The organism is Mesorhizobium sp. M4A.F.Ca.ET.022.05.2.1 (assembly GCF_003998845.1).
In the GTDB taxonomy this organism is placed as follows: domain Bacteria; phylum Pseudomonadota; class Alphaproteobacteria; order Rhizobiales; family Rhizobiaceae; genus Mesorhizobium.
Genome location: NZ_RZOJ01000006.1, coordinates 33,732 through 51,678, shown reverse-complemented (window position 1 = coordinate 51,678; position 17,947 = coordinate 33,732). Strand labels below are relative to the sequence as shown.

Below are 17,947 nucleotides of genomic sequence, written 5' to 3'. Positions count from 1 at the left end.
GCGCAGACCGTCATCACCATCGCCGAGGACGGCGATCGCGACGCGGTGTTCAACGTCCAGGAAACGCTGGTCGCGCGGACGCCGCAAACGCCGGCGGTGACGATCACGCTCTTGTCCGACCCGCAGGTCAGGGCGATGGGCAAGGTGCGCGAGATCTCGCCGGCGGTCGATCCGGCTTCGGGATCGATCCGGGTCAAGGTCGCCATTCCCGACACGCCCGCCGCCATGCCGCTGGGCGCGGCCGTGATCGGCTCGGCCAGCGCCAAGCCGATCAAGGCGATCCTGCTGCCCTGGCAGGCGCTGACCTCGACTGACGGCAAGCCGGCGGTCTGGGTGGTAGACCCATCGAGCAAGGCGGCTGCGACGACACCGGTCGAGGTGCTGGCCTATGATTCCGGCGTGGTCGTCATCAGCAGAGGGCTGGAGGCCGGCCAGAGCGTCGTCACCAATGGCGGCCAGTTGCTCAGCCCCGGACAGGCGATCGAGATCGCGGGAGCAGGCCAATGAAAAGGCTGCCGCGCATGCTTGTGCCCGCCCTGCTGTTGCTTGCGCCGCTTGCCGGCTGTTCGCAATCGGAAGACAAGCCGCCGGAGATCATCCGGCCGGTGCTGTCGGTGGTGATCGAGCCGCGCACCATCCAGACCTTCGGCTTCGCCGGCTCGATCGAGCCGCAAGTCAGCGCCGACCTCTCCTTCCGCCTGCTCGGCCGTGTCGTCGCCCGCGACGTCAAGGTCGGCGACATCGTCACCAAGGGCACGACGATCGCAGCCCTCGACCCGACGGCGCTGGAGCTTGCGGTGCAGGCGGCCAAGGCCGAGCTTTCCAACGCCGAGGCGCAGTTCGCCAACGCCGCCGCCAGCGAGGAGCGCCAGCGCCAGCTGCTGGCCGCCGCCAACACCACCCAGGCCGTCTTCGATGCCGCGCAGCAGGCGCGCAAAGCGGCCGAGGCCGGCGTCGAGCGGGCCAAGGCCTCGCTTGCCAAATCGCAGGAGCAGCTCGGCTATGCGCGCCTGTTCTCGGATTTCGACGGCGTCGTTACCGCCGTCGGCGCCGAGGTCGGCCAGACCGTGTCGCCCGGCCAGACGGTGGTCACCGTGGCGCGCTCGGACCTGCGCGAGGCGGTGGTAGACATCCCCGACCGGCTCACCGGCGATCTCGCCGCCGGCACGCCGTTCCAGGTCATCCTGCAATCGCTGCCGACCATCCAGACCGAGGCCAAGCTGCGCGAGATGGCGCCGCAGGCCGAGGGCTCGACCCGCACCCGCCGTGTCCGGCTGACGCTCACCGACCCGCCGATAGCGTTCCGGCTCGGCTCGACGGTGACGGCGACGCGCATGACCAAGGTCACGCCGACGATCGAACTGCCGCTATCGGCGCTGCTCGAGAAGGACGGGGCCGCCAAGGTCTGGATCGTCGACCCGAAGACGTCGAGCGTCAGCGCGCACGAGGTGAAGGTGGCCGCCAAAAGCGCCGCCACCTTCACCGTCACCGAAGGGCTCGAGGCTGGCATGCGCGTCGTCACCGCGGGCGTCCACAGCCTCACCGAGGGTCAGCAGGTCAAGATACAAGAAGGGGGAGCCATATGAAGGGCTTCAACCTCTCCGACTGGGCGCTCAACCATCGCTCGCTGGTGTGGTACTTCATGCTGGTCTTCGTCGCGGCCGGCGTGTCTGCCTATCTGAACCTCGGCCGCGAGGAAGACCCCGCCTTCACCATCAAGACCATGCTGATCCAGGCCAATTGGCCGGGCGCCTCCGTCAACGAGACGGTAACGCAAGTGACGGATCGCATCGAGAAGAAGCTCGAGGAGCTCGACAGCCTCGACTACACCAAATCCGTCACCACCGCCGGCAAGACCGTCATCTTCGTCAACCTGAAGGACACCACCAAGGCGCGCGATGTCGTGCCGACGTGGATTCAGGTGCGCAACATGGTCAACGACATCTGGTCGCAGTTCCCGCAAGGCGTGGTCGGGCCGTTCTTCAACGACCGTTTCGGCGACGTTTACGGCAACATCTACGCCTTCACCGCCGACGGGCTGACGCCGCGCCAGCTGCGCGACTATGTCGAGGATGTCCGCACCAAGATCCTGACCGTGCCGAACGCCGGCAAGGTCGACCTTGTCGGCGCCCAGGACGAGGCGATCTACCTCGAATTCTCGACCCGCCAGATCGCAGCACTCGGCCTCAACCAGCAGGCGATCGTGGCCAGCCTGCAGGCGCAGAACGCGATCACGCCGTCCGGCGTCATCCAGTCCGGACCGGAGCGCATCAGCGTGCGCGTGGGCGGCCAGTTCACCTCGGAAGAGAGCCTGCGCGCCATCAACCTGCGCGTCAACGACCGCTTCTTCCGGCTGAGCGACGTGGCGACGATCAGGCGCGGCTATGTCGACCCGCCGACGTCGCTGTTCCGCTTCAACGGCCAGGATGCCATCGCGCTCGCCATCGGCATGAAGCCCAACGCCAATCTGCTGCAGTTCGGCGAGGCCTTGCACGAGGAGATGAACAAGGTGCTGGCCGACCTGCCGGTCGGCGTCGGCGTGCATCTGGTCGCCGACCAACCGGTGATCGTCGAGGAAGCGGTATCGGGCTTCACCCGCGCCCTGTTCGAGGCGGTGGCCATCGTGCTTGCCGTGTCTTTCATCAGCCTCGGCATGCGCGCCGGCTTCGTCGTGGCGCTGTCGATCCCGCTGGTACTCGCCATCACCTTCACCGTCATGGCCTATCTCGGCATCTCGCTGCAGCGCATCTCGCTGGGCGCGCTGATCATCGCGCTCGGCCTGCTGGTCGACGACGCCATGATCGCGGTCGAGATGATGGTGGCGCGGCTGGAGGTCGGCGACAACCTGCGCAAGGCGGCGACCTACGTCTACACCTCGACCGCCTTCCCGATGCTGACCGGCACGCTGGTGACGGTCGCCGGCTTCATCCCGATCGGCCTCAACAACAGCGCCGCCGGCGAATACACCTTCACGCTGTTCGTCGTCATCGCCGTGTCGCTGCTGGTGTCATGGATCGTGGCGGTGCTGTTCGCGCCACTGCTCGGCGTCACCATCCTGCCGGCGACGATGAAGGCCAAGCATCATGACCAGCCCGGACGCTTCACCTCGATGTTCCGGCGCGTGCTGGTCCTTTCGGTGCGCCGGCACTGGCTGACCATCATCGCGACGGTGCTGCTGTTCGCGGCCTCCATCGCCGGCTTCGGCCTCGTCCAGCAGCAGTTCTTCCCGCCGTCCGACCGGCCGGAGCTGATCGTCGACTGGAACCTGCCGCAGAATTCATCGATCACCGAGACGCGCGACCAGATGGAGCGCTTCGAAGGGCGCGCGCTGGTCGGCAATCCCGATATCGACCATTTCTCATCCTATATCGGCCAGGGCGCGGTGCGCTTCCTGCTGGCTTATGACGTGCAGCCGGCCAATCCCTATTTCGGCCAGACGGTCATCGTCACCAAGAGCATCGAGGCGCGAAACCGGGTCAAGCCGGCGCTGGAAAAGCTGCTGCGCGAGGAGTTCGTCGGCACCGATGCCTTCGTCAAGCCGCTCGAGCTCGGGCCGCCTGTCGGGCGCCCGGTGCAGTACCGTGTCGGCGGTCCCGACATCCAGACGGTGCGGGACCTGGCGCAGGAGTTCGCCGGCATCATCTCCGCCAACCCGCAGCTGGCGGCGCCCACTTTCGACTGGAACGAGCCGCAGCGTGTGCTCAGGGTCGATGTGCTGCAGGACAAGGCGCGCCAGCTCGGCATCACCTCCTCCGACATCGCCAGCGCGCTGAACAGCACGGTCGGCGGCGCCACCATCACCCAGCTGCGCGACGCCACCTATCTGATCGATGTCGTGGCGCGCTCGCGCGAGGCCGATCGCAGCTCGGTCGCAACGCTCCAGAACATGCAATTGCCAACCGGGACCGGCGATGCCATCCCGCTCGCCGCGGTCGCCAACATACGCTACGAGCTCGAGCAGCCGACGGTCTGGCGGCGCGACCGGATACCGACCATCACCGTGCGCGCCGGTCTGGTCGGCGACGTGCTGCCGGCCACTGTCGTCAACGAGCTGAAGCCGTCGGTCGACGCCTTCATCGCCAAGCTGCCGCCGGGCTATTCGGTCGAAACCGCGGGCTCGGTCGAGGAAAGCGCCAAGAGCCAGGGGCCGATCGCGGCGGTCGTGCCGTTGATGCTGTTCGTCATGGCGACCATCCTGATGGTGCAATTGCAAAGCTTCCAACGCCTGTTCCTGGTCGTGGCAGTGGCGCCGCTCGGCCTGATCGGCGTGGTGGCGGCACTGGTGCCGAGCGGCGCGCCACTCGGCTTCGTCGCCATCCTCGGCGTGCTGGCGCTGATCGGAATCCTGATCCGCAACTCGGTGATCCTGATCGTGCAGATCGAGGACCTGGTCGCCGAAGGCAAGGACCGCTGGGCCGCCGTCATCGAGGCGACCGAGCACCGCATGCGGCCGATCGCGCTGACGGCCGCGGCCGCCAGCCTGGCGCTGATCCCGATTGCGCGCGAAGTGTTCTGGGGACCGATGGCCTACGCGATGATGGGCGGCATCATCGCCGGCACCGCGATCACGCTGCTGTTCCTGCCGGCGCTTTACGTGACGTGGTTCCGCATCAAGGAGCCGAAAGACCGGCGGCAAGACGGCGTGCATAGCGAGACGGTGTCAGAGAGTGGTGCGGCGCATTTGTGAGTCAAGTTGCGCGGCACAGAAGCTACGCCCTCACAAACCCCTCACTCGCCCTCAGCAGATTGCGCGTATAATCCTCACTCACACGGTGGCCGATCAGCTGGCTCGCCGTCAGCGTCTCAACCGCCTCGCCGTTCTGCATCACCATCAACCGCTCGCACATATGGGTGATGATGGCGAGGTCGTGGCTGACCATCAGGAAGGTCAGCTTGCGCCGTCGCCGCACCTCTTCGAGCAGGTTTAGCACCTCCGCCTGTACCGAGGCATCGAGAGCCGAGGTCGGCTCGTCGAGCAAAAGGATCGAGGGCTCAAGGATCAGCGCGCGGGCAATGGCGACGCGTTGGCGCTGGCCGCCGGAGAGCTGGTGTGCGTAGCGAAAGCGGAAGCCGTTGCCGAGACCGACCTCGTCCAGCGCGCGTTCGATGCGCTTCTCGCCATCGGCAAAACCATGGATGGCGAGCGGCTCCTGCAGCAGGCGGTCGACCGTCTGGCGCGGATGCAGAGAGCCGTAGGGGTCCTGGAAGACCATCTGCACCTCGCGGTAAAAGGCTTTTTCACGAGTCTTGCCGAGGGTCTTGCCGTTGACGGTGATGGTGCCCGAAGAGGCGGGCGCCAAGCCTGTGATCGCCCTGAGCAGCGTCGACTTGCCGGAGCCGCTCTCGCCGACCAGCCCGTAGGACTCGCCCTCCCTGACCTCGAGGCTGACGCCCTTCAGCGCGCGAAACCGGTCGAAGATCACCTCCAGCCTGTCGACGGAAAGCGCCGCGGTCATGCCGCCCACTCCGGCTTGCGGTCGAGCACCGGCAGCGGGTGACGCTCGAAGCCGATCCTCGGCATGCAGTTGAGCAGACCGCGCGTATAGGGGTGCCGGGCGTCGCGCAGCTCCGAAGCCTTGAGCTGCTCGACCACCTTGCCGGCATACATGACGATCACGCGGTCGCAGAAGGACGAGACCAGACGCAGATCGTGCGAGATGAAGATCAGGCCCATGCCGCGCTCGGCGACCAGCTTGTCGAGGATGTTCAGCACGTCGAGCTGCACGGTGACGTCGAGCGCCGAGGTCGGCTCGTCGGCGATCATCAGCTCCGGCCCGGCAATCAGCATCATGGCGATCATGGCGCGCTGGCCCATGCCGCCCGAAACCTCATGCGGGTGGAGGTCGAAAACGCGCTTAGGATCGCGGATCTGCACCGCCTCCAGCATGGCCAGCGCCCGCTCGCGCGCCTCGGCCTTTGAGACCCTCTCATGCGTGCGCAGTGTCTCGACGATCTGGCGGCCGATGCTCATCACCGGATCGAGCGAATATTTCGGATCCTGCAGGATCATCGCGATGCGGTTTCCGCGCAGCGCCCGGCGCTGGCGCGGCGCTATGGAGAGCAGATCGATACCGTCGAAGGCGAGCTTGTTCGCCGAGACCTCGGCCTGCGGCGCGGTAACGCCCATGATGGCGCGGCCGGTCTGCGACTTGCCGGAACCGCTCTCGCCGACGATGCCCAGTCGCTCGCGGCCAAGCGAGAAGGTGACGCCGCGCACGGCCTCGACCAGGCCGGTGCGGGTCGGGAAAGTGACACGCAGATCGTCGACCTCAAGAAGCGTGCCCTTGTCGCTCTTGTTGCCGCTCATTGGTCGCCGCTCCTTGGATCGAGCGCGTCGCGCAGGCCGTCGCCGAGCAGGTTGAAGCCGAGGCTGACGATGAGGATGGCGGCACCCGGTGCCGCGGCAACCCACCACTGGTCGAGGATGAAGCGCCGGCCGGACGCGATCATCGCGCCCCATTCGGGCAGCGGCGGCTGCGCGCCGAGGCCGAGGAAGCCGAGGCCGGCGGCTGTCAGGATGATGCCGGCCATGTCGAGCGTCACGCGAATGATCAGCGAAGAGATGCAGAGCGGCATGATGTGGCGCAGCACGATGCGGAACGCCGAGGCGCCCATCAATTGCACCGCCTTGATGAAATCCGAGTTGCGCACCGTCAGCGTCTCGGCTCGCGCGATGCGGGCGTAGGGCGGCCAGGAGGTGATGGCGATCGCCAGCACCGCGTTCTCGATGCCGGGGCCGAGCGCGGCAACGAAGGCCAGCGCCAGAACCAGTTTCGGGAAGGCGAGGAAGATGTCGGTGATGCGCATCAGGATCGCGTCGGTCCAGCCGCCGGCATAGCCGGCGACCGTGCCGACCAGGAGGCCGATCGGCGCGGCGATGACGGCGACGAGGATCACGACATAGAGCGTCCAGCGCGAGCCGTAGACGATGCGGGAGTAGATATCGCGACCGAGGTCGTCGGTGCCGAACCAGTGCGCGGCGCCGGGCGGCAGCAGGCGCGCATTCTTGAGGTCGCCGACGGTCGGCGAATAGGGCGCCAGCACGTCGGCGAAGGCGGCGACCACCAGCAGGGCGATGATGATCAGCAGGCCGAGAACCGCCAGCCGGTTGGCGGAGAAGCGCCGCCACGCCACATAGGCGCGGCCGAGCCTTGCCTGCATGCGCGAGGCCGGCCGCTCGCTGAGCAGCCATTCGCGACGGCTCTGGATAGTCTCGGCGCTCATGCAGCCTTGGTCCTCGGATCGAGCACGCGGTAGAGCAGGTCGGAAAGAAGGTTGATGCCGATGAAGACCGAACCGATGATGATGGTGCCACCGAGCACGGCGTTCATGTCGGCGTTCTGCAGCGAATTGGTGATGTAGAGACCGATGCCCGGCCAGGAGAACACGGTCTCGGTCAGCACCGAGCCCTCGAGCAGGCTGGCGTAGGAGAGCGCGATCACCGTCACCATCGGCACCGCGGCATTGCGCAGCGCGTGGCCCCAGATGATGCGCGTTTCCGACAGGCCCTTGGCGCGCGCCGCGACTATGTATTCCTGCGCCATCTCGTTCAGCATGAAGGAGCGGGTCATGCGGCTAATATAGGCGAGCGAGAAGTAGCCGAGCAGCGAGGCCGGCAGGATGATGTGGCGATAGGCGTCGTAGAAGACATCCCACTGCCCCTGCATCGCCGCGTCGAGCAGATAGAAGCCGGTGATCGGCGTGAAAGTGTATTCGTAGACGACGTCGAGCCTGGCCGGAAAGGCGACCCATTGCAGCTTGGCGTAGAACAGGACCAGCCCAAGCAGTCCCAACCAGAAGATCGGTACCGAATAGCCGATCAGGCCGATGATGCGCACGATCTGGTCGACGAGGCTGCCCCGCCTGACGGCGGCCAGAACGCCGAGCGGCACGCCGATGACGGCGCCGATCAGCGTGCCCAGCGTCGCCAGTTCGATGGTCGCCGGGAAGACGCGGCGGATATCGGTCATGACCGGATTGGTGGTCAGCACCGAGGTGCCGAAATCGCCGCTCAGCGCACTCTTCACATAGATGTAGAACTGCTGGATCAGCGGCAGGTCGAGCCCCATCTCGCGGCGCGTGCGCTCGACGACATTGGCCGGCGCTCGGTCGCCCAGCACGGCCAGCACTGGATCGATCGGGATGACGCGGCCAATGAAGAAGGTCACCGCGAGCAGACCGAGATAGGTGGTCACCGCGATGACCAGGAAGCGGCCGATCGACGATAAGACAGCGGCGGAGCGGGTGCTGCCGCGCCCGGCCGCCGCCTGATTTTCAACGATGCTCACGCGGTGCGTCCGCCGGAACTATTCCTTGGAGACCGCCCCGACAAAGTTGGTGTCGAAGCTCGGGCCGAGCGCGAAGCCCTTGATGCTCTTGCGCAGACCAGCCACTTCCAGTTGCTGGTGGATGATGACGAAGGGGCTGGTGTCGACGATCTTCTTCTGCAGGTCCTTGTACATATCGGCGCGCTTGGCCGAATCCTTCTCCAGCAGCGCCGCTTCGGTCTCCTTGGTCAGATCCGGAATATCCCAGGCGTTGCGCCAGGCGAGGGTCTTGATCTTGGCGGAGTCGGAATTGTCCGGGTTCGAGGCGAAGGTCTGGGCGTTGGAGTTCGGATCGAAATAGTCCTGGCCCCAATTGCCGATATAGATGTCGTGGTTGCGGGCGCGATACTTGGTCAGCGTCTGCTTGCCGTCGCCCGGAATGATCTCAAGCTTGATGCCAACCTGACCCAGCGTCTGCTGGATCGACTCGGCCATGCCTGTCTCCGGCTGTTTGCTGCGCACGTCCATGGTCACGCTGAAGCCGTCCGCCAGGCCGGCCTTGGCCAGGAGTTCCTTGGCCTTGGCGACATCGAGCTTGAAGGGATTTTCATCGACCGCGCCAAGGTCGCCCTTGGGCAGGAAGGACTGGTGGATCTCGCCGATGCCTTTCAGGATGGTCGAGCTCAGGGCGTCGTAGTCGACCAGGTATTTGAACGCCTGGCGAACCTCCGGCTTGGCGAGGTTCGGATTCTTCTGGTTGAGGCTGATGTAATAGACCGTGCCCTTCGGCGCGCTTGTGGTGGTGAGGTCGGCGTTCTTGGCGACGGCATCCAGGTCGTTGGGCTCGAGGTTGCGGGCGACGTCGATATCGCCGGCCTCCAGCGCCAGGCGCTGCGCCGAGCTTTCCTTCATGAAGCGGTAGATGACGCGGGCGAGCTTGGCCTTCTCGCCATTGTAGTTGTCGTTGCGCTCCAAAACGACGGCCTCGTTGGCGCGCCATTCACGCAGCTTGAACTGGCCAGAGCCGGCGTAGCCGGTCTTCAGCCAGGCATTGCCGAAATCATTGTCCCATTTGTAGTCGGCGCTGGGGGTGACGGCGGCGACATGTTCCTTGACCAGCTTGCTGTCGACGACCGAGGCAACCGTGGCCGACAGGCAGTTGAGAACGAAGCTCGGCGCATAGGCCTTGTCGACGACGAACTGGAAAGTGGTGTCGTCGACCGCCTTGGCCTTTTCGGCGACATTGTCGCCGCTGATGCCGAACTGGCTGATGATAAAGGCGGGGCTCTTGTCCAGCTTGATGGCGCGCTCGAAGGAATAGGCGACGTCGGCGGCGGTGATCGGATTGCCCGAGGCGAATTTCATGCCGGGCTTGAGCTTGAAGGTGTAGGTCAGGCCGTCGTCGGAAACGGCCCAGCTCTCGGCGAGATCGCCCTTGACCTTGGAAGTGTCGCTGAGGTCGAGGCGGACCAAGAGATCATAGGTGTTGCCGGTGACCTCGGCGGTCGACAGCTCGAACGCCTCGCCCGGGTCCATGGTGATGATGTCGTCGAACGCGAAGCCCTCGACCAGCGTATCGGCCGGCGTGACGGCAAAGGCAGGCGCGACCAGCAGCGCGGACAGCGCCGCGCCCGCAAGCAAGGCACGAGAGCGAAGAGCAAACTTTTCCAGCATCATGGTGATCGTTCCCTGTTTTGTTGTTTGTTGACCTGAGTTCCCGGCTCAGGATTGCAGAAATTCCATCGGGTCGCGCGCGTGTCCCCGGCCACTTACCGTCATGGTTTTTGTCCAATTGGTCAACACCATATCCGGCGGCCCGCAAGCCGGCAACGCGCATTTGCAAGACAACGTATTGGACCAGAACGAGCCACGGCGTGTCGACCCATGCGCCGGCTAATCGATGCAGCCAATCGGGAAAATTCTGCTAAGTTCGAGGTTACTTCAGCACCGCAACCAGGCCAACATCGGGGAAGCAGGTCGCGGCCCTGCCATTCTTCGCCTGCCAGGCGCCGATCGAGCGGCGGGTCTTGAAACCGGGCAGCCCGTCGGCACTGCCTACGTCGTAGCCCTTGGCCTCCAGCGCCCGCTGCAGGGCGGCAATATCGGAGCGGTGCAGATCGCCGACCGGCCCCCAGCTTGCGGTAAAGGTGGCGTCGCCCTTCGCGATGCGATCGGCGGCATGGCCGATGAACAGCGCGTAGAGGTCGCTGGTGTTGTACTGCTTCAGCACATAGAAGTTCGGCGTGACGATGAAGGCCGGTCCGCTGCGGCCGGCCGGCATCAAGAGGAAGCCCTCGGCTTTCAGCTCACTCGCCTGGAACGCCTTGTTGTCGGCTCGCCTGATACCCATCGCCACCCAGTCGGCAATCCTCTTGCCCTGATCGGGGCCTTCGAGCGAGCAGGAAACATTGGCCGGCGCGATCACCTCGGCTCCCCAGCCGCGGCCCCTGACCCAGCCATAATGGACGAGATAGTTGGCGATCGAGGCGAGCACATCCGGCGTCGAATTCCAGATGTCGGGCCGGCCGTCGCCGTCGAAATCGACTGCATGCTTGAGGAAGGATGTCGGCATGAATTGCGGCTGGCCGAGCGCGCCGGCCCAGGATGATTTCATCGCATTGACCGGTGCCAGCCCGCGCTCGACGATCTCCAATGCTGCCAGCACCTCGGTGCGGAAGAAGTCCTTTTTCGTCGACATGAAGGCCTTGGTGCCCAGCACCTCGAAGGCGTCGTAAGGCATCTTGGCCGCGCCGAAGCCGGTCTCCCGGCCCCAGATCGCCAGAAGCACCTCGCCCGGTACGCCATAGCGCTTCTCGATCAGCCCCAGCACCCTCGCATTGGCGCCTTCGCGCGTTCGCCCCCCGGCGGTGACGGCGCGAACGGTCTTCTCGGCGAAATAGGCGCCGGGCGGCCCGAACTCGGCCTGGTGCTGCTTCTCGGGCGTCGTCGGCGTCTCGCCGGGCATAACGAGGTCCGGCAGCTTGAGGTTCGGCTTCACGCCGATGAAGGCCTCGTCGAAGGTCTTCCTGGAGATTCCCTTGGCCTTGGCTTGTGGCCAAAGGTCGCTCTGCAGCCAGGTGCGGAACTGGTCGTCGATGGGGGCTGCGGCGGTGGGGAAGGAGAGGAGGAAAATGAACAGAGCCGCGAAGAGGGAAAGCGCAGCCAGTTTTGAATGCTTGCGTTCTGTCGCGCCCCCCTCTGTCCTGCCGGACATCTCCCCCACAAGGGGGGAGATTGGCCGTCGCCTTGGCTTTCGCCAATCGCCAACGCTGAAGGAAGAACGCCGCGAGCGAAGCTGCCAATCTCCCCCCTTGTGGGGGAGATGTCCGGCAGGACAGAGGGGGGCGCGAAGGAATACTGTCATTTCCAGGCTACCTCCTCGTTGAAGCCCTCAAAACGCCGTCCTCGATCGCAGCGCAGCGGCTAGCGTGCCTTCGTCGAGATAGTCGAGTTCGCCGCCGACCGGAACGCCATGCGCCAGCCTTGTCACCTTGACCTCGAAGCCGGAGAGCTGGTCGGTGAGGTAGTGCGCCGTGGTCTGGCCTTCGACAGTGGCGTTGACGGCGAGGATCACTTCCTTGACCTCGCCGCCGGCGACGCGGTCGACCAGCGAGCGGATGTTGAGCTGCTCGGGGCCGATGCCGTCGAGCGGCGACAGCGTGCCGCCGAGCACGTGGTAGCGCACATTCATCGCCGCCGCCCGCTCCAGCGCCCAAAGATCGGAGACGTCCTCGACGACGATGAGCGTGCCGGCGTCGCGGCGCGAGTCGGTGCAGATCATGCACGGGTCGGAGGTGTCGACATTGCCGCAGGTCGAGCAGATGCGCACCTTGTCGACCGCCTCGCCCATGGCGGCGGCGAGCGGCTGCAGCAGCTGCTCCTTCTTCTTGATGAGATGAAGCGCGGCGCGCCTGGCCGAACGGGGGCCCAGCCCCGGCACCTTGGCCAGGAGCTGGATCAGGCGTTCGATCTCTGGACCGGCGATTCGCTTGGACATCGCACTGATCTAGGATTTTTCAGAGCGGTTTGGAACATCCACCCGGAGGAATGGTCCGCCATGCTGACAGGGCGGACCATCAATTGCAGGTCAGCTCAGTAGGCTTCCAGCGGCCGGCTCTGGCTTACGATCATCGCGCCGATGGCGTCGGTGTTCTCAGGCGTCGACTGGAAACCCATCGCCGCTTCCTGCGGCGCGCTCGGCACCGAGGTGATGTAGCGGCTGTTCAAGGTGCCGCCGAAACGCGAGGCATCCGGCTCCGCCATCGGCTCCTGCATCGCCACCACAACCGGCTTCGCCGCGACACGACCGGCCTTCGACGCAGGCGCAACGGCGGCGGTCATGTAGGTTTGCTCAGCAGCAACGGTACCGGTTTTTGCCGTCCTGGCCGCGGATGCGGGCTCCACGGCAGCGGTCATCGAGGCCTGCTTGGCCGGGTCCGGATGGACGATCGTCTTGACCACCGGCTCCGCGGACGCCACGAGCACCGGGGCGGTAGCAGGCGCCGCCTGGCGCGGCGTGGCCGAGGCTACGGCGACCATCGGCTCGTCCGGCAGCGGCTGCCAGTTGCGGCCGCGCTTCTCGTAGAAGGCATTGCCGCCGGCGACCATCGTGTAGTGCATGTTCTTGTAGGGGAAGCGCAGGCCCGCGGTGTGGAAGAACATGGTGTTCTTGAGCTTGGCCTTGCGCTCGCCCTTGAGCACGGCGTCGGCGGCCTCCTCGACGTCGGGCATCGCCTTCGAATTCATCGGCCGGGTCATCACGCCGGGCGCGAACTGGCCTTTCTCGCCGACGACCTCGCAAATCGTGCTGCCGTGCTGGCCCGAGCGCAAACGGTTCATGACGACGGTGCCGACGGCGATCATGCCGTCGCGGCTCGACCGGTTGGATTCGAAGAACATCGCCCGCTCGAGGCACTCCCTGTCCTTCGGCGTGGCGCCGTAAGAGCGTGAGCTCAGGAAACTCGGCGTGATGGCATCGGTCAGCTTGGCCACCGACATACCGTGCGAAGTGGTCTGGCTGCAGCCGGCCAGAAGCAAGGGGGAAGTGACAATGCCGAGCAACAGCAGCGGCGTCTTCCATCGCGTCGCGATCAACAAAAAAGCCTCATTTCCAGATGCCAGCCCGCCCCGAGATGTGGCAAGAATGAGACTCTTAAAGGCAAAAAGATGGCTAAAGGATTAGCATTCGTGCAGCATAGGTAAAACTTTATGAATGGCTGGAAATGACCTCGTGAACAAAGCCGGGGAATGTCTTAACAACCACCCCGGTGTCCGATTTCCATTCATAATCAATTAACTGGCGGCAGCCGGCTCAGAACGGCAATTTCATTCCAGGCGGGATCGGCAAGCCTGCCGTGAGCGCCTTGGTCTTTTCCTGCATGACCTGCTCGACCTTATTTTTGGCGTCATTGTGAGCGGCGAGAATTAGGTCCTCGAGAATCTCGGCCTCGTCCTCCTTGAACAGCGACGGATCGATCTTCAGCACCTTCATCTCGAACTTGCCGGTCAGTGTCACGCTGACCAGGCCGCCGCCGGCCTGACCGGTTGCTTCGAGCGTGGCGATCTCATCTTGCATGGCCTGGAACTTGGCCTGCATTTCCTTCGCTTTGCCCATAAGGCCGAGCAGATCCTTCATCCCAATGTCCTCTTCAGTTCTTTGTTGGAGCATGATCTTGTCCGAAAACCGGTTCCCTCTTTTTCGGGATCATACTCTAGATTTCGTCGTCATCGGCCGCCGGCTCGACCGGCAGGTCGGCCTCGGCCTCTTCCACTTCCGGCATGTCCGGAATGCGCACGTCAATGATCTTGGCGCCTGGGAAGCGGGCGAGGATGGCGGCGACCGTCGGGTCGCTCTTGGCGTCGAGGAAGGCGGTCTCGCGCTTCGTCGTTTCCATCTCGGCAAGAGTCTGGCCGCCATCTTCCTTCGACAGCGACACCAGCCAGTTGCGGCCTGTCCAGGCGCGCAGCTTGGCGGTCAGGTCGTTGAGCAGCATCTTCGGCGCGTCTTCGGTCAGGCTGACGTCGAGGCGGCCGGGCTCGACGCGCACCAGCCGCACGCAGCGCTTGATCAAAACCTTGAAGGCGATGTCGCGATTGGAATCGGCAAGGGCGGCAATGTCGGCCAGCGACTTGACCGGAACAGCGGGCGCTTCGACGACCGGTTCCGGTGCCGGGACGAAGGCAGTAGGCACGGGCTGCGCCTCGACCAGCCGCATCGTCTGCGAGCCGCCGCTGGCCGAAGGCATGCGCGCCTGCGCCACGGCGCTTGCGCCGCCATTGCCCGGGCTTGCTGGGGCCCCGTTGGCGCGCGGCGCGCCATTCGGAACCGGCGAAGCGCCTTCCAGCGACTTCAGCGCCTCGTCCAGCGTCGGCAGGTCGGCAGCATGCGCGAGCCGGATCAGCACCATCTCGGCAGCGCTCACCGGCCGGTTCGAAGACTGCACCTCGGGAATGGCCTTCAGCAGCATCTGCCATGTCCTGGACAGCACGCGCACCGACAGCGTCCTGGCGAAATCGCCGCCGCGCCGGCGTTCATCCTCCGACAGCGAAGCATCGTCGGCGGCCGTCGGCACGAAGCGCAGCCTGGTGACGAGATGATTGAATTCGGCAAGGTCGGTCAGCACCGCGGCCGGATCGGCGCCGGTGTCGTACTGGGCGCGGAATTCGGCCAATGCCGCCGCGACGTCGCCCTTCATGACATGCTCGAACAGGTCGACGATGCGGGCGCGGTCGGCGAGGCCGAGCATGGCGCGCACCGCCTCGGCGCTGACCGCGCCGCTGCCATGGGCGATCGCCTGGTCGAGGATGGAGAGTGAATCGCGCGCCGAGCCTTCGGCGGCGCGCGCGATCATCGCCAGCGCGTCGTCGTCGACCGAAATGCCTTCCTTGGCGGAGATCGCTGACAGGTGCGCGACCAGGGCGCCGGCATCGATGCGTCTCAGGTCGAAGCGCTGGCAGCGCGACAGGACTGTGATCGGCACCTTGCGGATCTCGGTGGTCGCGAAGATGAATTTGACGTGCGGTGGCGGCTCTTCGAGCGTCTTCAGCAGGCCGTTGAAGGCCTGGGTGGAGAGCATGTGCACTTCGTCGATGATGTAGACCTTGTAGCGGGCCGAGACCGGCGCGTAGCGCACGCGCTCGATGATGTCGCGGATGTCGTCGATGCCGGTGTGCGAGGCGGCGTCCATCTCGATGACATCGACATGACGTCCTTCCATGATCGCCTGGCAATGCTCGCCGGGGATGGAAAGATCGACCGAAGGCTGGTCGACGGTGGCGGTCTTGTAGTTCAGCGCCCGGGCCAGGATGCGGGCCGTGGTCGTCTTGCCGACACCTCGGACGCCGGTCAGCATCCAGGCCTGGGCGATGCGGCCGGAGGCGAAGGCATTGGTCAACGTGCGGACCATCGGTTCCTGGCCGATCAGCTCGGAGAAATTCGAAGGGCGGTATTTGCGCGCCAGAACGCGATAGGCGCCAGCCTTGCCTGTCCCCAGGCTTTCCGCCCCCGAATTTCCGGCTTCGCTCATTCGCCGTCAAAGCTCCCAGGACCGCGACGGAAGGCGGCCGTTTCCTGCGCATAGTTTCGCCCGCACGGCTTGACGCCGTCAATGTCGCGAAAGAAAGGCGAAGAGGTGGGAGGCTGGAACAATGACCCGTTCCGGGCTCGTTAGGGCTGCTTCCTTCCGGACCTGACCCGGTTGGCGAGTGGATCGTCCACCACCAACCTCCCGGCCTCCATATCGGCAATTCGACGATGAAATGCAAGGGCGGAGCGGAATCGGCGGCGCCGGTCGTGCGCGGCGTACTGGCGGGCGCGTCTTCAAATCCGCAATACCGGCCAATGATTCGCTTGCAGCCCCTCTGCAGCCGCTCTAGCGTTCATCGGTCAAAAAGACGGTGCAAAGTCCAAAAAAGTGAGGGAAACGCCAATGCTGCCGGGCCTCAAGGCCGGATTCACGCTCGACGCCAGGCTGGAGGCGGACAGCGAGCAGCTGATGTGGCTCGGCCTGTGCGAACTCAGGCTGATGAACGACTGCCGCTGGCCATGGCTCATCCTGGTGCCGCAGCGGCCGGGCGTGGAGGAAATCCATGACCTGACGCCGCTCGACCAGGCGATGCTGACCTTCGAGACCAACATGGTGGCGCAAGCGCTGAAGAAGGCGACAGGCTGCACCAAGATCAATACCGGCGCGCTGGGCAACATCGTGCGGCAGCTGCACATCCACGTCATCGCGCGCTCGGAAGGCGATCCGGCATGGCCGGGGCCGGTCTGGGGACATGGCCTGCGCGAACCCTACAGTAATTCCGAGATCCGCCGGTTTGCCGAAACGATCAAGGCGGCGCTATAAGCTGACCCGTGTCCATAAAGCTCTGAGTCCCCATGCCCTTCCGCCTGTTTGACGCACCCTTGCGGGAGCCCAGCCAGTTCGTCGGCTTCGCCGGCAACCAGATCGACCGGCAATCGGAGACCCGCGCCGACGATTCCGTCGAGCAGGCGCTCGCCGATCCCTCGACGCGGCTGCTGCTGATGCATGGCGGCCGGCTCTATCTGAAACATGAGGACGGCAGCTTCGACCCCTGGTTCGGCGCAACCGAAAGCAAAGCCTTCGACGTCTCGCTCGACCGCGGCGTGCTGCTCGGCTTTTCCGAGGCCGGCCCCGTGCTGGCGGTGCCAGCGGGCGTTGAGCCGGAGCAGCTTCCCGAGACCATCAAGGCGATCGACTACCGGTCCGTCTACATGCAAGGCCTGATCGACGAGGCGGCGGCCGGCGCGCTGGCGCAAGGGGCGGCCCTTCTTGCCTGGCACGCCAGCCACGCCTTCTGCAGCAAATGCGGCAGCCGTTCGGAAATGCGCGCCGGCGGCTACAGGCGGCACTGCCCGGCCTGCGGCACCGACCATTTTCCACGGACTGATCCGGTGGCGATCATGCTGACGGTGACGGCGGACAAGTGCCTGCTCGGGCGTGGCCGTCATTTCGGGCCTGGCATGTATTCAGCGCTGGCGGGCTTCATCGAGCCGGGCGAGACGATCGAGGCGGCGGTGCGCCGCGAGACGCTGGAGGAGGCCGGCATCCAGCTTGGCCGCGTCGTCTACCACGCCAGCCAGCCCTGGCCTTTCCCCTATTCGCTGATGATCGGGTGCTTCGGCGAGCCGCTCAACGACGACATCCAGGCCGACCTCAACGAGTTGGAAGACTGCCGGTGGTTTTTGCGCGACGAGGTGCGCCTGATGCTGGACAGGGCGCATCCCGGCAATCTGGTCACGCCGCCCAAGGGTGCGATCGCGCACCATCTCATCCGCGCCTGGGTCGATGCCGAATAGCTGAATGAGGGAAAGCGAAAGATGATCCGTCACACAGTCGTGTTCACGCTGAAGCATGCGCCGCATTCGCTGGAGGAAAAGCGCTTCCTCCATGACGCCAGGAAGATCCTGACCGGGATCAAGGGTGTCACGCATTTCGAGCAGTTGCGGCAGGTCAGCCCCAAGAACGACTACCGCTTCGGCTTCTCGATGGAGTTCGCCGACCAGGCTGCCTACACAAGGTACAACGAGCACCCCGACCACGTCGCTTTTGTCCGCGATCGCTGGGTGCCCGAGGTCGAGGCGTTCATGGAGATCGACTACGTGCCGCTCGGCTGGAGTTGATATCCAGTCACTGCGAACGACCGCGTTCGATCCA

The 17,947-nt window shown here is 65.1% G+C and carries 16 protein-coding genes and 1 other RNA gene; 6 read left to right on the top strand and 11 right to left on the bottom strand.

Annotation, left to right across the window (positions count from 1 at the left end; translation table 11 throughout):
• The 3 genes from EN745_RS01850 to EN745_RS01840 all read left to right on the top strand — a co-directional run.
• The coding region (locus EN745_RS01850) for an efflux RND transporter periplasmic adaptor subunit (RefSeq protein WP_127420377.1) at positions 1-507 on the top strand (507 nt) is incomplete at its 5' end.
• Complete coding sequence (locus EN745_RS01845; RefSeq protein ID WP_127420376.1) at positions 504-1,586, top strand: efflux RND transporter periplasmic adaptor subunit; 1,083 nt, start codon at positions 504-506, stop codon at positions 1,584-1,586. The genes EN745_RS01850 and EN745_RS01845, both read left to right, overlap by 4 nt.
• Positions 1,583-4,687, top strand: coding sequence for an efflux RND transporter permease subunit (locus EN745_RS01840; protein ID WP_127420375.1), 3,105 nt, complete (start codon positions 1,583-1,585; stop codon positions 4,685-4,687). The genes EN745_RS01845 and EN745_RS01840 overlap by 4 nt, the downstream gene beginning before the upstream one ends.
• 22 nt (positions 4,688-4,709) lie before the next feature.
• On the opposite strand, the gene EN745_RS01835 is transcribed toward EN745_RS01840, so the two are convergent.
• The 11 genes from EN745_RS01835 to ffs form a co-directional block, all read right to left on the bottom strand.
• Positions 4,710-5,456 (bottom strand): ABC transporter ATP-binding protein, encoded by a 747-nt coding sequence (locus EN745_RS01835; protein WP_126056692.1) that lies wholly within the window; start codon positions 5,454-5,456, stop codon positions 4,710-4,712.
• The gene (locus EN745_RS01830) at positions 5,453-6,307 is read right to left on the bottom strand and encodes an ABC transporter ATP-binding protein (protein WP_126056693.1); all 855 of its coding nucleotides are present in this window, start codon (positions 6,305-6,307) and stop codon (positions 5,453-5,455) included. Before EN745_RS01830 ends, EN745_RS01835 begins: the two co-directional genes overlap by 4 nt.
• Entirely contained in the window at positions 6,304-7,224 is a 921-nt protein-coding gene (gene nikC / locus EN745_RS01825; protein ID WP_126056694.1) for a nickel transporter permease, read from the bottom strand. Before nikC ends, EN745_RS01830 begins: the two co-directional genes overlap by 4 nt.
• Positions 7,221-8,288, bottom strand: a complete 1,068-nt coding sequence (locus tag EN745_RS01820; protein ID WP_126056695.1) for an ABC transporter permease — start codon at positions 8,286-8,288, stop codon at positions 7,221-7,223. Before EN745_RS01820 ends, nikC begins: the two co-directional genes overlap by 4 nt.
• Before the next feature lie 18 nt (positions 8,289-8,306).
• On the bottom strand, positions 8,307-9,944 hold the full coding sequence (locus tag EN745_RS01815; RefSeq protein WP_126056696.1) for an ABC transporter substrate-binding protein: 1,638 nt from the start codon (positions 9,942-9,944) through the stop codon (positions 8,307-8,309).
• Between the two features lie 259 nt (positions 9,945-10,203).
• Positions 10,204-11,481: a lytic murein transglycosylase gene (locus tag EN745_RS01810; RefSeq protein WP_126056697.1), complete on the bottom strand. Its 1,278-nt coding sequence runs from the start codon at positions 11,479-11,481 to the stop codon at positions 10,204-10,206.
• A 177-nt stretch (positions 11,482-11,658) separates the two neighbouring features.
• Positions 11,659-12,264: a recombination mediator RecR gene (recR, locus tag EN745_RS01800; protein WP_126056698.1), complete on the bottom strand. Its 606-nt coding sequence runs from the start codon at positions 12,262-12,264 to the stop codon at positions 11,659-11,661.
• Between the two features lie 95 nt (positions 12,265-12,359).
• Positions 12,360-13,361 carry a cell wall hydrolase gene (locus EN745_RS01795; RefSeq protein WP_126056699.1) on the bottom strand — a complete coding sequence of 334 codons (1,002 nt, stop codon included), beginning with the start codon at positions 13,359-13,361 and terminating at the stop codon, positions 12,360-12,362.
• A 217-nt stretch (positions 13,362-13,578) separates the two neighbouring features.
• Positions 13,579-13,902 carry a YbaB/EbfC family nucleoid-associated protein gene (locus tag EN745_RS01790; RefSeq protein WP_126056700.1) on the bottom strand — a complete coding sequence of 108 codons (324 nt, stop codon included), beginning with the start codon at positions 13,900-13,902 and terminating at the stop codon, positions 13,579-13,581.
• 76 nt (positions 13,903-13,978) lie between these two features.
• Complete coding sequence (locus tag EN745_RS01785) at positions 13,979-15,793, bottom strand: DNA polymerase III subunit gamma/tau (RefSeq protein WP_127420374.1); 1,815 nt, start codon at positions 15,791-15,793, stop codon at positions 13,979-13,981.
• A 105-nt stretch (positions 15,794-15,898) separates the two neighbouring features.
• An RNA gene (gene ffs / locus EN745_RS01780) (signal recognition particle sRNA small type) lies at positions 15,899-15,995 on the bottom strand.
• A gap of 200 nt (positions 15,996-16,195) precedes the next feature.
• Between ffs and EN745_RS01775 the strand changes: the two genes are divergently transcribed.
• From EN745_RS01775 to EN745_RS01765, 3 genes are read left to right on the top strand one after another with little or no spacing between them, the layout of a single operon-like run.
• Positions 16,196-16,615 (top strand): HIT family protein, encoded by a 420-nt coding sequence (locus tag EN745_RS01775; protein WP_126056702.1) that lies wholly within the window; start codon positions 16,196-16,198, stop codon positions 16,613-16,615.
• 32 nt (positions 16,616-16,647) lie between these two features.
• A complete protein-coding gene (gene nudC / locus EN745_RS01770) occupies positions 16,648-17,589 on the top strand; it encodes an NAD(+) diphosphatase (RefSeq protein ID WP_126056703.1) in 942 nt (313 codons plus the stop codon).
• 21 nt (positions 17,590-17,610) lie between these two features.
• On the top strand, positions 17,611-17,913 hold the full coding sequence (locus EN745_RS01765; protein ID WP_126056704.1) for a Dabb family protein: 303 nt from the start codon (positions 17,611-17,613) through the stop codon (positions 17,911-17,913).
• Positions 17,914-17,947: the final 34 nt, after the last annotated feature.